General features: G+C 34.7%; 7 protein-coding genes, 3 pseudogenes and 1 other annotated feature. Of the genes and pseudogenes, 7 read left to right on the plus strand and 3 right to left on the minus strand.

Translation table 11 applies throughout. The features are described 5' to 3' along the window. The first annotated feature begins 103 nt into the window (after positions 1–103). Positions 104–2716 (plus strand): DEAD/DEAH box helicase family protein, encoded by a 2613-nt coding sequence (locus CBF27_RS03785; protein ID WP_126812601.1) that lies wholly within the window; start codon positions 104–106, stop codon positions 2714–2716. A 72-nt stretch (positions 2717–2788) separates the two neighbouring features. Further along, complete coding sequence (locus tag CBF27_RS03790; RefSeq protein ID WP_425469917.1) at positions 2789–3655, plus strand: GIY-YIG nuclease family protein; 867 nt, start codon at positions 2789–2791, stop codon at positions 3653–3655. An 802-nt stretch (positions 3656–4457) separates the two neighbouring features. On the opposite strand, the pseudogene CBF27_RS14575 reads toward CBF27_RS03790, so the two are convergent. Then, positions 4458–4616 (minus strand): annotated as a pseudogene (locus tag CBF27_RS14575) (IS256 family transposase); the annotation flags it as partial. 212 nt (positions 4617–4828) lie between these two features. On the opposite strand from CBF27_RS14575, the gene CBF27_RS03800 reads away from it, so the two are divergent. Both CBF27_RS03800 and CBF27_RS03805 read left to right on the plus strand, forming a co-directional pair. After that, positions 4829–8383 carry a collagen binding domain-containing protein gene (locus CBF27_RS03800; protein WP_126812606.1) on the plus strand — a complete coding sequence of 1185 codons (3555 nt, stop codon included), beginning with the start codon at positions 4829–4831 and terminating at the stop codon, positions 8381–8383. Positions 8384–8394: 11 nt separating this feature from the next. After that, positions 8395–9582, plus strand: a complete 1188-nt coding sequence (locus CBF27_RS03805) for a Cna B-type domain-containing protein (protein WP_342774786.1) — start codon at positions 8395–8397, stop codon at positions 9580–9582. A 114-nt stretch (positions 9583–9696) separates the two neighbouring features. On the opposite strand, the gene CBF27_RS03810 is transcribed toward CBF27_RS03805, so the two are convergent. Beyond that, positions 9697–11010, minus strand: a complete 1314-nt coding sequence (locus tag CBF27_RS03810; protein ID WP_170174997.1) for an ISL3 family transposase — start codon at positions 11008–11010, stop codon at positions 9697–9699. Between the two features lie 316 nt (positions 11011–11326). On the opposite strand from CBF27_RS03810, the pseudogene CBF27_RS14580 reads away from it, so the two are divergent. Continuing rightward, positions 11327–11701: pseudogene (locus tag CBF27_RS14580) on the plus strand (transposase); the annotation flags it as partial. A 158-nt stretch (positions 11702–11859) separates the two neighbouring features. Then, positions 11860–12116, plus strand: a binding site (T-box leader). Positions 12117–12287: 171 nt separating this feature from the next. Further along, a pseudogene (gene brnQ, locus CBF27_RS14330) lies at positions 12288–13558 on the plus strand (branched-chain amino acid transport system II carrier protein). A gap of 509 nt (positions 13559–14067) precedes the next feature. On the opposite strand, the gene CBF27_RS03835 reads toward brnQ, so the two are convergent. Then, complete coding sequence (locus tag CBF27_RS03835; RefSeq protein ID WP_126812611.1) at positions 14068–14961, minus strand: VOC family protein; 894 nt, start codon at positions 14959–14961, stop codon at positions 14068–14070. A gap of 297 nt (positions 14962–15258) precedes the next feature. On the opposite strand from CBF27_RS03835, the gene CBF27_RS03840 reads away from it, so the two are divergent. Next, a complete protein-coding gene (locus tag CBF27_RS03840) occupies positions 15259–15972 on the plus strand; it encodes a MurR/RpiR family transcriptional regulator (RefSeq protein WP_126812613.1) in 714 nt (237 codons plus the stop codon). Positions 15973–15986: the final 14 nt, after the last annotated feature.

The following is a 15986-nucleotide window of genomic DNA, read 5'->3' on the forward strand; positions in this document are numbered from 1 at the left end:
GAGAATATTGGAGGTAAAGCAGAAATTGCTAAGCCTTTAATATAGCATTCGGAGACATTATAAGTTTTCGAATTTATATTTCTATAAAAGGGAGGTTTAATTAATGGAACAAAGGTTTTTATATGAAAAATTAAATGTTGTAAAAGAACTAGGTCAGTTAAAAGATATACCTGAAATAATTGAAAAAGGATTAGCACCCCATATTCATCTTCGTGAGTATCAAGAAGAGGCTTTTCGCTATTTTATTACCTATTTTGAGGAAGAAAACTTAAGGAAAAATAAGCAAATACATAATCTTTTTCACATGGCTACAGGTAGCGGAAAGACAGTGATTATGGCGGGCTTAATTCTTTATTTGTATACTAAAGGGTATCGTAATTTCATGTTCTTTGTTAATCAAACTAATATATTGGAAAAAACAAAAGAAAACTTTACTAATCCTCTATCGTCAAAGTATCTTTTCAATGATGTAATTGAATATTTAGGGAATAAAATTAATATTAAAATGGTAGATAATTTTAGTGGAAATGATTTAGAGGAAGATATACAAATTTGCTTTACTACAACACAGAAGCTTCATATGGATTTATTCACACCGAAAGAAAACTCTTTAACATATGAAGATTTTGAAAATAATAAAATTGTATTTATATCAGATGAAAGTCATCATGTAAATACTCTTACCAAAAGGGCATCAAAAGCGGAAAAAGAAGCTAAAAATAGCTGGGAGTATTCTGTTACTAATGCTTTTTACAGAAATAGAGACAATATAATGCTCGAATTTACTGCTACAGCAGATTTAAAAGATACAAATGTTAAAAATAAATACCTAGATAAAATAATCTACAACTATCCACTCATTAACTTTAGGTCTAGTGGATACACTAAGGATTTTCAAAATTTTGGAACAGACAGTGAACCATGGGAGAGAACTTTGATAGCTCTTATTATGAGTGAATATCGTAAGTATCTTTTTGCAGACTGTAAGCTAAATATTAAACCCGTTATTATGCTTAAATCCCAAAAAATTAAAGAATCGGAGGACTTTTACGAGGAGTTCTTCTCTAAAATAGATTCTTTAACAGGCTCAGAAATACAAGAACTTTATTCCGCAAAGATAGATATACTTACACAAGCATTAGATTACTTTAAAGCTAAAGACTCAAGCTTTCAACTGTTAGAACATAGTTTAAAAAGTAGTTTTACTAAGGATAACTCAATTATTATTAATGGAGCTGCAGATAATAGCAGAGAAAATCAATTGCTTGTTAACTCCCTAGAGGACGAAGACAATCCAATTCGTCTTATTTTTGCTGTAGATATGTTAAATGAAGGTTGGGATGTGCTTAATCTATTCGATATAGTAAGGCTTTATGATACGAGACAAGCAAGTGGAAAAGCTGGTAAAATCGGTGCATACACTATAAAAGAGGCTCAGTTAATTGGTCGTGGTGCGAGATATTGTCCATTTAAAGTTTCAGAGGAACAAGATCGATTTAAAAGAAAATATGACAATGATCTTAACAATGAGTATCGCATATTAGAAACTATGTTTTTTCATAGCAGAAATGATTCACGTTATATAGCTGAATTAAGACAGGCTTTAATTGCAACAGGGCTTCAGGATGAAAATCCTATTAAATTAGAATATAAACTAAAAAAGGAATTTAAAGATACTGAGCTTTATAAAAAAGGATTAGTATTCTCAAATAAGCGTATTCCAAAAGGAAGAGATGAAGTAAAATCATTAGAAGAAAGAATTAGAAATAAGGTATATAGATATACACAAAAAACAACCCGAGGTGCAGTAGTAAATTTAATTGGGGATAATAAAACATCAACAACTGCTTCAGAAATAAAAACTATAAAATTTAAAGATATTGATTATAATGTATTGCTTGGTGCAAGTGAAAAGTTTAATGAACTTAGATTTAGTGTGATACAAAGCAAGTTCCCGCATGTAAAAACGTTGAAAGAATTTTTAACCTCAGAAGAATACCTGGGGAACTCTACGATTGAGATTAAATATTTTACTGAAAACATCACTGGTAGGGATTTATTTAAGGCTTGTATAGGAGCATTTGAGAAAGTATCAAGCTATATAATTTCCTTGAAACCAGAATATATTGGAACGACTGAATTTGAGCCAAAAGCAATTAAATCTGTTATTAAGGATAAAAGTATTTATCTATCTAGGCTTGATGAAAATGGTGGGAAAGGTATATCACAAGTGAATTGTCCCAATCCAGAATATCAGATTGATTTATCAAAAGAGAGTTGGTATGTTTTCAACGATAATTATGGAACTAGTGAAGAAAAATTATTTATTAAATTTTTCAAAACTGATATTGAACCAAAATTAAAGGCTAAGGGATTAGAGTATTATGTAGTTAGAAATGAAAGAATACCCGAACTTGCTATTTATAGCTTTGAACATGGTGAACGATTTGAGCCTGATTATCTGCTTTTTGTGGCTAAAAAGAACAGTGATAATATATCTAACTACCAAACCTATATTGAACCTAAAGGGAATCATTTACTTAAGGAAGATAAATGGAAAGAGGAATTTTTAAATGAAATAGGGGAAAAGCATTATATTTCTAAAACTTTAATATCTGGAAATGAGTATAAAATAATGGGGTTACCTTTTTATAATGATCAATACCGAAGAGAAGACTTCTTAGAAAAAGTATCTGCATGGATAGATACAATTTAAATTTTGGCTTTAGTAAAGTAGAAAGGAGGTTTTGTTGTGGCTGTACGAGGGAAAAGCATAAACTTATTTCTGATGGATGGGACAGCTGTTGGGAGGATAAAATGCACTCTCGCTAATTGGACAGGCGTTGCATATAAAATACCTAGAACAGAACTAGATAAATGTAAAGAACGGGATGATCTTAAGCAAAGTGGCGTTTATTTTCTTTTTGGGACTTCTGACCAGACAGGAGAAAATGTCGTTTATATAGGACAGGCAGGAACTCGTAAAAATGGAGAAGGTATTTTATATAGATTAATAGAGCATAAACGAAATCCCGACAAAGATTATTGGACGGAAGCTATCGTTTTTACAACTTCTAACAACTCTTTTGGACCGACAGAAATAAGCTACCTTGAAAATCGCTTTGTTGGAATGGCAACAGAAGCAGGTCGTTATTTAGTAAAAAACAGCAATGATCCTACCATGGGGAATATAACAGAAGAAAAAGAAAGTGAACTAGAAGAATTTATAGATTATGCCAAGATTGTAATGGGGACTTTGGGGCATAAATTATTTGAGGCTTTAGCTGAAAAGTCCAGCACACCAAAAGTAAAAGAAATAATTGATGATGATGAATTAACACTTTTTATGAAGAGGAATAGCCGTAAAAGTGGGAAGTTAATTGAGGCAAGTTGCAAGCAGACAAGAGAAGGTTTTGTTATATTGAAGGGAAGTCTTATTGAAACCATTGACTCTGAAAGTATCCCACCAGGAATAAAGGAACGAAGGTTAAAAGCAAAAATAGATGAGCATGGTATTTTGCAAGAAAATGTTTTAGTTAATAGCCCTTCATATGCTGCAGCTTTTGTTATTGGTGGCCATGCAAATGGGCTTGTAGAATGGAAAACAGAAGATGGAACAACTCTAAAAGAAATAGAAAATAAAGAGCCAAGTTAAGTGGGTTTTATCTTATCTGCTTTTTAATATTAGAACCTTTTAATTATATCTATACTTTTCAATTATTGACATAATTAGCACTGCTGGTGTGTGCAATAATAATTATAATAGAATAAACTTAGTAGAGATGGATCTACTCTCCATAGATTACCTAAACAAATATACTTTTTAAAATAGAATTAAACCTCATAAAGCCCTTGATATAAGGGCTTTCCTGCTAAATAAAACCTACCAACATATAAATTCTCCATTATAAAATTGTATCAAAGACGGTAAGAACATAGAGCCAGCCTGGGGTAGTGGAGTGGTTGTTCTCGACCTGTTTCCCAAGACTAGACTTTTATCAAAAACTCTCTCGACTTGTTTCCTAATACCGATAAAAGTAGTAAAATAGGGCTAGACATCAAGGACATTCTCTCAACCCATGTTGAGTGTGTCGTCTTGATGTCAAGGGTAGATAAGTAAGGGTGTAATAAGATAAGTAAATATAGGATTTCCGTGGTTTGAGGTCTGGTTCTAAGCCGGAAGGATAATCGCGGATTTTTACTATGAGGGAAGTGATCCAAGATTGGTGGATTAGAAAAATCATCAACAAATATCAACGATGACTAAGTGAGTTGATAAGATGGTTGGCAAAAACAAGAGTGGGTTGACTATATGACTATCAAAAAGATGTAGGCCGTCATAAGTATACCTTTATTACATATGTAATAAATTAAATTGGACATAGCGTTATGATGTATTTTAGTGCCCTTGATAGTGTCAAGAATCTTGTGTAAAGTCCAACCCCGTCATGCTTAGCTTACTCGTTGATTAACTGTCCAAATCCCTTGTGAACACGTTGCGAGTACTTGCGATTATACTCCAAGCAAATGGTGTAGACGAATCGGTCTAAGGATGCCTCATTGGGGAACTGCTCTTTTCTCTTGGTTAGACGTTTCAGTTGCTTTTTGAAATTTTCCTCATAATATTTTCTTGACATGATTTTCTCCTCCTAATAATATTATATCATGTTCGGAGAAAACCTGTCCTATTTAGTGTAGCCTATCCAATTGACATAGGTCCATGCTACGGGTAGTATAGATATATAACGATGTGAAGCATTTGAGTATCATGGAATAATTGTCGGTATTACTCTTTTTCGTTTTTTAATATAGGTGGAGGAGATTAATTATGAATAGAAGGAAAACAAGGAAAAAAGGTTTATTGAAAAGTATAACAACAATGATTCTTTTGTTATCACTAATATTTCAATTGACTAACTTAGGAACATTCGTTCATGCAAATAGTATAGATGGAACTGAATCTATTTCTACTGAAATAACAACAGATTCAGAAGAAACAATAGAAAGTGATTATCAAGAAAAATCTGAGATAATTGAAGAAAGTACTAGTATTGAAACTACTGAAGATAGTAGTGATAGTATTGTAGAAGAAAGTAAGGAAATTGAGAATACAATTGACACGGAATCTATAACTGAAAATAATGATAAGGTGCAAGCTGAAACAGAGGGAAGAGATATTTCTTCAATGTTTCCATCTGCAAAAATTATAAATTCGGTTAAATTCTATTTGAATGGTAGTGAAGTAGATAGCGAAATAAATGCTACCACTGATGACGTATTAAAAGTGGTTTACAATTGGTCTATTCCTAACTCAATATTAAATACTGACGAACTTAAGGAAGGTGACTATATTGAGATAGATCAACCGCAAGGAATTTCACCAATAGTTAGTAGTGGAAGTTTAGGAGACTATGGCTCATTTAGTTTTGTTGACGGGAAGCTACGATTAACGTTTAATTCAAAAATAGAAACCGATGAAAATATTGAAGGAACGGTAGAGTTTACTCAAACAATCAAAACTTATACTGAAACAGGAAAAAAAGAAATCATAGTTCCCATATCTGGTGAAGAAGAAAAAATAATTATAAATGTGAAACCAAAAGGTGGTTCATCCATTAGTAAAACCACATCTGGAATTACAAATGATAATAAAGTGCTTTGGGAAGTATCAGTGAATACAGAAATGAACGAGATACAAGCAGGAGCGACTGTGGAAGATATTTTACCAAATGGTTTGACTCTTGATAATATCAAAATCTATGAACAAGAAATTGATCTGAATGGCAATGTGATTAGACGAGGAAAAGAAGCAACGGGTGTAAGTATAGAAGATTCAACGATAATTTTCGATGGCACTCAAGGAAATAAGTCATATATAATCATTTATGAGACTTCTTTTGATGAAGAAGTAATTCCTGCTGATGGTGGAGAATTGAGATTTGAAAACATTGCTGAATTTACCAATGGAGATCAACCAATCGAAGCTAGAGCAACAGCAAAAAGAACTTATGAAAAATTTGTAATCAAATCAGACTCTCGTGAAAATAGTGAATCTTGGGGACATATCTATGATTGGTCAATTAGATTTAATAACAATAGTAAGAAACTTCCTGCTGGTGTGTGGGTACAAGATGAAATGCCAGTTAACTCTGATTCAACTATTATTCGGGAATCAATAAAAGTCTATACAGCAGACGGCAAGGAGTTAGATAGCTCATATTATACAATTACTCATGAAAATGATAGAAACTTTAGAGTAACATTTAATGAAGAAATAGATTTTAAGGTCGAAATCAAATATCAGACAAAGTTTAACGGAATAATAAGTAGTGGAGATGATAGACTAACATTTAAAAATAATGTTACAACCAGTGAAGGCTTTGAGTCAGAAGGAATAGGAAGAATCACTGAACAAGGTCTATCTAAATGGGTTTCTGCTATTAATTATGACACTCGTGAAGTTACGTGGACAATTGAAGTAAATAGAGCAATGTATTATATGGAAAATTGGAGTTTAGTAGACACCTTTTCTGTTGGACAAACATATGTAGATAATTCCTTTGAAATCAGTGAATTTGAAAAGGATGAATATGATTTACTTCTCAAAGATGATGGGTTCGAAATAAGTTTGAAAGCTCCGACTTCTAAAAGATTTTCTATTAGATATAAAACCAAATTTGAACCATTTGAACTACCAACTAAAAATGGTATCTCACAAGTTATCAATGTAGCTAGTCATAAATGGATTGATGAAAATGGTAACGAACATGAAGCAACAAGAGGGGCAAGCCATGATATTAAGTCTGAATTTGTAATTGATTCAAATAAAAGTGGAAGTTACAACGCTCGAACAAAAGAGATTACATGGAGAGTTATTACGAATTATCGTCAAGAAAAATTAGTGGACGCAAGTATTGTTGATACAATTCAAGTACCTCAAGAATATGTGACAGGAAGTGCCAAATTAGTAGAAGTAAGCATTAATCCAGATGGTTCTATCACTTTCGGTGATGAAGTTTTAAATGCTGATATAAAGGAACCCAATGGTGCTGATAAGACTGTAGTTGTAAATTTACCAGAAGGAAGTATTAAAACTTATGCGTTGATTTTTAATACAAGTCTAAAAGATCATGTAATTAAAAATCCTTATGTAAACAAGGCTCTCTACACCAATGATGGAAGAGAACAAGAAATTACTGCTCGTGTATCAGTTGCTAACGAAGGAAATCATCTAGAAAAGCAGTCAAAACTGAAAGAAACGAATAGAATTACATGGGAATTGATGATTAATAAATCTCAATCAACAATTAAAGATTTAGTAATTGAGGATAACCCATCAAATAATCAAATTATAAATAAAGATTCCATAAAAATCTATAATGCAATAGCAGCTAATGATAATTCAGGAAACTTCAATAAAGGTGACGAAGCAGATATTGATTTTGAAATAGATTTAGTTATGGATAATGATACAGGTGAACAAACACTTACAATTAAATTTAATGACGATATTCATACCTCATATATTATTGAATACGTCTCTGACATTATTCCAACGAATGATACTGGATCAGAGTCAATCACTAACAGCGTCAAATTAACTGGTTCAGGTACAGAAATGATAGAAACTGAAACTGAAATTGATGAAGTAGTAATCACATCAGGTGGTACAGGTCAAGGAGAGACAACAACCATTACATTCGAAAAAGTAGATTCAGAGAATACAGACTTGAAATTATCTGGAGTAAAGTTAGAATTATGGTCTACTAGAAATGGTCAAAAAAATGTGAAACTTCGTGAAGGAATTACTGATGAAAATGGAAGGGTTTCTTTTGGCGGTTTAAGAACAGAAACTGACTATCTGTTATTTGAGACATTAGCAGGGGAAGGATATACCATTAGTGAAGAATTATTAAATGGTATGAATATTAAAATCACAAAGAATACAGAAGCTGGAACTATAATTCAAGTAGCTAATGAACTATCAATGATTAGTTTCAGAAAAGTTGCTTCGAATAACAATCAAGGCTTAGAAAACGCCGAATTTAATATAAAAAAAGGTAATAAATACTATGCTGGTCTAGATAACAATAGAGAAGTGATATGGGAAGAATCAGAAACTAAAGCTTTAGTGTTTAGATCAGATTCTGATGGTCTAGTTGTGATACGTGGACTTGATGAAGGGGAATATAAAATCGTTGAAATTAAGGCTCCTGAGGGTTATGAGAGAGTCGAAGAAGAAATCCTATTTAACGTAGTAAGAAATGAAAATGGAACACTTGGTTTATCAGAAGAAATTGCTGATATTGTAAACCACAGAATCGAAAAAATATCTATTTCAATATCTAAAATTTGGGATGACGAAAATAATCAAGAGGAATAAGACCCAATGATATAAAAGTAAACTTACTTGCAGATGGAGAGGTTTCTAAAGAAATCAAACTTAGTGAGGAAAACAACTGGGAGTACACATTTGTAGACTTACCAAAATTCAATAGTAATGATGATGAAATAGCTTATGATGTTCAGGAATTGGATGTCGAAGGATATGAAAGTATCATTGAATCTGAAGATAACACATTCCAAATTACTAATAAGCACAATCCTATAATGATTGATATTGAAGGAATTAAAACATGGGACGATAATAATAATCAAGATGGTAAGAGACCTGAAAGTATCACCATCAGGCTATTAGCAGATGGTCAAGAAATAGATTCCATTATTGTTACATCAGAATCAGAATGGCGCTACAAATTTGAGGAATTACCAAAATTCAAGAATGGAAAGGAAATTATATATTCTATAAAAGAAGATGAAGTCCAAGATTATGTATCAGAAGTGAATGGTTTTGATATTACAAACATTCACATTCCAGAAAAAATAAAAGTATCGGGACAAAAAATCTGGGATGACGCAGAGAATCAAGATGGTAAACGTCCAGATTCAATTACAGTTCGTCTTTATGCAAATGGTGAAGAAATTAGATCAATAGAAGTTACATCAGAAACAAATTGGAAATACGAATTTGACGAATTATCGAAATATGATAGTGGAAAAGAGATAAAATATACAATTTCAGAAGACGACGTAGAATTCTATGAAACAGAAATTACTGGCTTTGATATTGTAAACAAGCATAGTCCTGAATTAATAGAAATTGGTGGGACAAAAACATGGGATGATAATAATAATGAAGCTAAACAACGTCCTAAATTTATTGAGATTGAACTTTATAAAACTCATAACGGTGAAACGATAAAAATAACAGATATTAAAGTTAAACCAAACAATAAAGGTGAATGGGTGTATAGTTTCGGATCATTACCAAAATATGAAGACGGTGAGATTCTTGTTTACTCTATAAAAGAAAAGCCTGTAGATAATTATGTAAGCAAGATAGATGGTTTCGATCTTGAGAACAAATATACTCCACCAGTGGAAACTCCATCCGTACCAAAAGACGGTGTTTTGCCAAAAACAGGAGTATCAATGTTTTCAGAAATGTATCTATTATTGTTAGGTTCAGCAATGATTATACTTGGAGCAGTATTGGTAACAAAGAGAAGGAAACATAATTAGCAGAAAGGGTACTGTTTTTACGGGTCTTTGTCAAATGATGTTGGTGGATAGAAATTGTATCCCCGATTAAGTTAACTTGACTCTATGCGAGTTGGTTGTGAGATGTTCTCACAATCAACTCGCTTTCTTTTTGTAGTAAAGAGGTCTTCCAGTGACCGGCATAACTTGATGACAGATGAGAAGAAAACGATTCTTGAACCGTTCAAAGCTTCTGTAGCCATAAGCGACTCTAGAAAGAGTCTTTGCCTTACGGATTAGTCCTTCTAGGGGTCCGTTGCTATAGCCGTATTCCATGCTGTTTATTAGATAGTCTTCCATCTTCCTCAGTGTTTGGATAGCAGTCACCAGATAGCTGCTAACCTCCGTGGTCTCTTGATGTAAAAGGTCAAAAAACCTCTTTTGATCCCCCTCCATAAAAGCTTGAATGAGGCTATGGACTCTCCAGTAGGTTTTCGTGAGCTCCTCATCAATCTCGAGAAGTTCCTCTACCTTCTCAAAGCTTGTACTGTAGCTTCGTGTGTGATAGCAGTAGAAGCGGTAGACAGAGTCAAGATCTTTATGTTTCTTTTGAAGATGTTTCCAGTACTTCTTGAGAAGCTTATACTCTTTGGAATCTTTAGGGAACTTCTTCATGGTTTGTATTCTTGTTTGTAGAAGTGCCCGAAGGAGGAGCTGAACCACATGAAAGCGGTCAAGGATAATCTTTGCCTTAGGAAAGACCTCTTTTACAAGTTGAATGTAAGGTGCATACATATCCATGGTGACGGTTTCCACATGATAGCGTACTTCCCTAGGAAACTGTCTGAAGTAGGTTTCAAGATGATGGAGTCTTCGATCAGGTAAGATATCCTGGATCTCATGAGTCTTAGCATCAGCGAAGATGAAGTTCATGGCTGCACCCTCTGTGTCTTTCATCAGCTTCAGCTCATCTATCATGATGTTCTTTGGTAAGGTTTTGATGTTTGTCTTTCTTTCATAGAGAAGAGGGTTAAGAACTCTTGACACTGTGGAGGGTGAGACATTGGTTAACTTTGCGATGATTTTCTCGGGGATGGTCTCCAGAGAGCGGATCATGATGGACTCTCTCGTTGCCCTACTGATAAAGCAGTTTTTGGCTACAAGAGAAGTTTCTAGAGTGTGGGTATAGCCGCAACTCTTGCAGCGATAGCGCGCTTTCTTGAGATGAAGGAGTGTGGGATGATCAAAGGCTTGTGGTACGCGAATCTTGGAAGGCGTGCTTCCCCAAGAGATGGTTATGCCCTCACATCGTGGACATTTGGGATTATGAGGAGCTTGTAGTGCAGCATAGATGACTTTTTGTTCGATAAGTTTACCTCTATGGGGAAGTTTTTCGAGTTCACAACTGATAAAAGAAATATTTTTATCTTTAATTCCGATGAGATTTAGGATAGACTGTTGTTGAGACATGTTGGACTCCTTTTTGGTTGTATTTGGTAGCTTAATCATAAGGGAATTTCTGACATGTCTCAATTCTTCTTACAAAAAAAGATGCTAATGAGGTTTACTCACCAACATCAAAAAGTGTACACCCGACATGTATCGCAGCACTTTGCTATATACATTTTTTCAGCTGTATTACGATAAAAGACCCGCTAGTCAGATTGAGAAATAGCACAATAATTCTGCCAATGAGTAGGATAATAGACTATATTGTTTCAATAAGTGGGCTGGAAAAAGAAGGGGTCGAGAGTATTGTGAGATACATTACTTTTGAACCGTCCAGTATAATCGAGAAATCATAGGTTATAACGCCGGTCCTCATAAAAATGCCCAACTTGTTTATAAAGCATTCAGCAGTATAAAGCATGATCTCGCTCTAATTGGTTTATTCCATACCGACAGAGGAAAAGAATTTATAAACGAACAGATTGAAGCACTCTTATCAACCTTTGATATTAAGCGCTCATTAAGTCACAAAGGGACTCCCTATGATAACGCAGTAGCTGAAGCAAACTTTAAGAGTTTAAAATTTGAATTCTTATACCAAAATAAATTTGAAACATTAGAACAATTACAAAGAGAATTAGGTGGGCATATTTGGTGGTATAACAATGAGAGATTACACTCATCACTAGGGTACAAATCACCCGTCTCATATGCCCAATCAATGTAACTATAAAAAATGTCCGTTAAAGTGTTGACATTCCAATATCCTCTCTGAGCTTTTTATTTTCAGGTTTTTCTTTCTATCGTAAAAAAATTATTGATAATGACCATAATATAGGGTATAAAGATTTAGTAGAAACAAGTTAATATATAAATTCTATGAAGAGAAAGAGCAAGCCAGTTTATTGTTCCACAGAGAGTTGGCATTATGCTGAAAGCCAATGTTCAAAGATTAGTTGAAAATCATCTCGGAGAAGCAGAGCTGAAATTTTTTTATTAAGTAATGTCGGTGGTCCACCGTTAATAGGAACACGTATTATAATGTACGTTGATGAATGTTATAAATTAAATTTTGTATTTAAATTTATAGAACTAGGGTGGTAACGCGAGTATAACTCGTCCCTTTTTGGGGACGGGTTTTTTATTTTCAAAAATAATTAATAGAGGGGGCGCATCATGGAAAGTGATATTGGAATTATAAACTGTACTCATTATAAGAAAAAGACAAATTGGAGGTTTTTAAAATGGAAAAAATGGATAGTAGGAAGTTATTATTTGTAAGTTTAATGATATTTTCAATGTTTTTTGGCGCAGGAAATTTAATATTTCCACCTCAATTAGGACAATTATCAGGAACAAATATGCTGGTATCAATGGGAGGATTTTTAATTTCAGCGGTAGGTCTTCCAATAATCGCAATTGCTGTAGTTGCTAAGGCTGGTGGACTTCATATACTGGCAAGTCGTGTGCATCCAAGATTTGCCCTTGGTTTTACTGTTTTGATTTATTTATCAATAGGACCTTTACTAGGTATTCCAAGAGCAGCAAGCTTAGCTTTTGAAATGGGGATATCACCCTTTTTATCAAATACATTGAGTGAAAGTAATTTGCCATTATTTATATATACACTAGTATATTTTGGGATAGCCTATTGGCTATGTATGACGCCATCAAAACTAGTAGATAGATTTGGAAAAGCTTTAACACCTGCGCTATTGGTTTTAATAGCAAGTGTATTTCTATTTAGTTTATTTAAACCAATAGGTGAATTTGCAGCACCTATTGGTGATTATGCACAGTTCCCTTTTCTAAAAGGATTTTTAGATGGATATATGACAATGGATGCAATAGCAGCACTTAATTTTGGTATTGTAATCTCTATTGCTTTAAAAGGAATGGGAGTAACAGAAGAAAAAAACTTGTGTCAAATACGATAAAGGCAGGATTGATGGCTGGATTGTTTTTAGCCATTATCTATGGAATGCTTGCATATTTAGGAGCTGTTTCACAGACAAGGTTTGGAGCAACTGAAAATGGAGCTCAAACACTTACAAATGTAGTATTTTACTTATTTGGACAAAAGGGATCAGTTTTACTAGGGGTAATATTCTCTCTTGCTTGTTTAACAACATCAGTAGGACTTTTAACCTCCTGCAGTCAATACTTTGCAAAGTTGATGCCAAAGGTTTCATATAGAGCTTGGATTACAATACTTTCTGTATCAAGCATGATATTTGCAAATGTAGGATTGACACAAATACTTAAGATTTCGGTTCCAGCATTGACTGCTATATATCCAATGGCGATAGTTCTTATGGTACTTGCACTTTTAAATAATCTTTTCAAGGGGAATTCTTATGTATACTTATTTACTATGATATGTACTTCCTTTGTTAGTATCTTAGAAGCCTTGGGACAATTTGGACTAAAAATTAGTATCTTTAACAGTCTACCATTTTATTCAAAGGGACTTGGTTGGATTATCCCGGCAGCTGTTGGGGCAATAGCAGGATTAATCTATGGAAACTTAAGGAATAAGGGGTTTGAGAAAGAAGAAAAGTATCTATAAAAGATATTGAAAATGCCATCGATAAATTAGGATATGAAGTTATAAAATCTCAAGTAAAAGCTTTATAAAATAAGAGGGAATAAGTTTGGTTTTAATGATATCAGATGCTGGTTAATGTCATCTACGGTAAAGGACACAGTTACCAAGTTATAATGTCGTTGATATCTTCCCACAAACGAAAGCCCACAGTGGATATGTTCTCACAAAGAGAATTTCTGATAAAAATATTTTGGTTACTAGTATTTGACAGCTATACCCTCATCTCAAAACATGTGGAGTGTGTAGTATTGCTGACCAGAAACTAGTCAGTGTTATAAAACAGTCAAGCAGCTTTGACATGTATCAAAGCTGCTTTTTGCTCTGGTTTTTAAAAAAAGCTTGATGGAGGTTTTGAGATGAGAGTCGTGTGGGTTTGGATTATCCCGTCCCTTTGCAGTTAGCTTTTACTTTAGTGTCCGCATGATTTTATAATTTGTAAAGACAGGCTTGATAGTTTAAAACCTCCATCTTCACACATCTAACCTTGGCAAGTGAGCGGTAATTTCCGAACGTCTGCTTTCAAACTGCGGCGGCAGCATCAGGTGTGTGCCTAAGTCATCGAAAGGTTCATCAACTGCAAATCCGGGTTCTTCAGTGGCAATTTCGAAAAGGATATTGCCATGTTCCGGGAAATAAATTGCATTAAAGTACTTCCGGTCTTTTACTTCAGTCACTCTGTATTGATGTTCGGCTAGGAAAGACTGCCATTCTTTTTGCACCTGGGATGTCGGCACAGACCATGCGATATGGTGCACCGTGCCAATACCCCAACGTCCGAACGGCATGTCTGTTTTCGGCACGATAATATGGTGGCGTGCTTCACCGGCAGTAAGCAGGTAATGTTGCTCATCTGTTTCTAGTTCTTTTTTCAGGCCCAACTCATCTGTCAATGTCCGGACAGTTTCCGCAGGATGAGCCGATAACAGTACCGCCCCGTGGAAACCAAGAATAGCCGACGAATTTGCGTTAGTATTGCTCTCGACTAAAGCCAAAGCAAGGCCATGGCTGTCTGATAGTTCTAGTGTAGGACGGTTAAATAACCGGGTTTTCTTGACGCTCACGCGATGGTGGGCCAAATGACTGTGCCAGAATGGCAGGCTGCCTTTGGGAATACGAAACGCAATCGTCCCGACTTGCCCGCTGCCCACACGTCCTTTTCGGTTGTTGGTCCAAGGGAAAAACGTCATGATTGTGCCATTGTCGACAGATTGGTTGCTGAAATATAAGTGATAGGTGTGCGGGTCATCAAAGTTGACGGTTTGTTTGACTAATTTCAACCCTAAGACATCACGGTAGAAAATAATATTCTCGTTGGGGTCGCCCACAATAGCAGAAATATGGTGTATTTTATCAATTGGTTGCATGATTGCCTCCTTAAAGTTGAAATATCATGACCTAAATGCTTCTGTCAATGGTTTTCATTAAGTGCCGCACTTAGTCCTGACGGATAAAATTGTTCAAAAAAGTTTCTTTAAGTGTATCAAACATGCCTCGGTTAATCAAAAAATGCGTTAGGCTGGACAACAATGTGTCAGCTGAATGCAAAATTATCGTATTCTTACACCAAAACGGCTAAAATAAGTTCAGTGATTCGTGCCTGCAGTTAAACTTGTTCATGTAACTGCCCTTATAAATATTAGCCGGGTTAGGAGGCGATACGAATGCATGAAATTTATCATCTTGAACGCTTGTTTCCAAATATCGACTTATCCGATTCAGAGAAAAACATATTGGCCGTCATCATTGAGACACTGCAGAAAAATGAATCGACCAGTATTAAAGATGTTTCTCAAAAAGCTTTTACCTCACCTTCAACGATTAGCAAGCTGGCTAAGAAAACCGATCATAATTATAGTGAACTACTCTATTTTTTGCGTCAAAGTCTGCATTCGAAAGAAAATAACACGGTAGACGGCTTGCCATATTTGTCGCTGACGGAGCCGTATGAGTCGGCTGTTCATAAGATTGCCGCTTATTTGGCAGAGTACCGGAGTTATACATACGGAGAAGGTTTTTGCCGCTTTATCAGCGGGTATTTTCATAAAAAAATGCTGCTGTTAAAGCATTACACGATTGACCTCGACATGGTTGAGTTAAAACTGGTACATGCAGACAAACAAGCTCCGCTCGTCTTTATCTTTTCAAAATCAGGTGAAACCAGAGCCTGTTTGAGAAAAATGGCGGAGACGCATGAGTTATCGGGGAAAGTCATCGGATTTACCGCTTCGGAACACTCGACGCTTTACCAAAAAAGCGATATAGCATTTTGCGTAGAGGACCTCTCTTACGGCAATCAAGCCAATAATTTACGCACATTCTTTTACGGCAACACTCTCAATTTAATTGAAGTTCTTCTTTCAGATTGTTTCAAATAACCATAATTTAGTGT

It is taken from the genome of Vagococcus acidifermentans (assembly GCF_003987655.1).
In the GTDB taxonomy this organism is placed as follows: domain Bacteria; phylum Bacillota; class Bacilli; order Lactobacillales; family Vagococcaceae; genus Vagococcus_B; species Vagococcus_B acidifermentans.

What these genes read in the sequence shown, in the direction of transcription:
- CBF27_RS03790 (WP_425469917.1), top strand. Translation starts at nt 2,789, where the DNA reads ATGGATGGGACAGCTGTTGGGAGGATAAAATGCACTCTCGCTAATTGG.
- CBF27_RS03840 (WP_126812613.1), top strand. Translation starts at nt 15,259, where the DNA reads ATGCATGAAATTTATCATCTTGAACGCTTGTTTCCAAATATCGACTTA.
- CBF27_RS03835 (WP_126812611.1), bottom strand. Translation starts at nt 14,961, where the DNA reads ATGCAACCAATTGATAAAATACACCATATTTCTGCTATTGTGGGCGAC.
- CBF27_RS03800 (WP_126812606.1), top strand. Translation starts at nt 4,829, where the DNA reads ATGAATAGAAGGAAAACAAGGAAAAAAGGTTTATTGAAAAGTATAACA.
- CBF27_RS03810 (WP_170174997.1), bottom strand. Translation starts at nt 11,010, where the DNA reads ATGTCTCAACAACAGTCTATCCTAAATCTCATCGGAATTAAAGATAAA.
- CBF27_RS03785 (WP_126812601.1), top strand. Translation starts at nt 104, where the DNA reads ATGGAACAAAGGTTTTTATATGAAAAATTAAATGTTGTAAAAGAACTA.